Origin of the sequence: Microbacterium sp. 69-10, from assembly GCF_001897945.1 — a bacterium.
GTDB lineage: Bacteria > Actinomycetota > Actinomycetes > Actinomycetales > Microbacteriaceae > Microbacterium.
Genome location: NZ_MKRT01000012.1, coordinates 36,116 through 36,616 on the forward strand (window position 1 = coordinate 36,116; position 501 = coordinate 36,616).

Annotated in this window: 1 protein-coding gene; it reads right to left on the reverse strand. The window is 68.1% G+C overall.

The window, feature by feature from the left end:
- The coding region (locus BGN97_RS04770; RefSeq protein ID WP_292698476.1) for a hypothetical protein at nucleotides 1–501 on the reverse strand (501 nt) is incomplete at both ends.

Consider the following 501-nt stretch of genomic DNA (forward strand, 5'->3'; position numbering starts at 1 on the left):
TCGGGCAGGCGGGGATCGCTGGATGATGCCTGCACCCACGTGTGCGGCCCGAAGCTGACGAGCTGTTCGAATGGCGAGTCGTAGGCGGGCGGCGCGCTCGCGCTAAGAGGGGGTGGAGTCCGGAGCAGGGCCGCTATGCCGGCTGCGGCGCAACCGGCATAGGTCGCACCGAGTGCGACAGCTGCTTCCTCGAGGTCGCTCGCTCGCTCGTAGGGGATGAAGATCGTGTGCGGTGCGGGTATGTCGCGCTCCGAACCGGGGCGCGTCGCATGCTCGGTGTAGATTCCCCCTTCTTCGAGGGCACGGACTAGTCGCGGTCGTCGGGCGCCGGTGAGGATCGCGAGGCCGTCGGCAAATGGGAGCCGGGTGATGACAGGCGGGGCGACTGACCATTTCCCGGTTTTCCAGTCGACTTCGCAGTGGCCGAGGGAGGCGACGTCGCGCAGCCAGCGTCCTGTGGCGCTTTCGTGCAGGTCGAGGTTCTCGGTGCGCGCGAGCCAT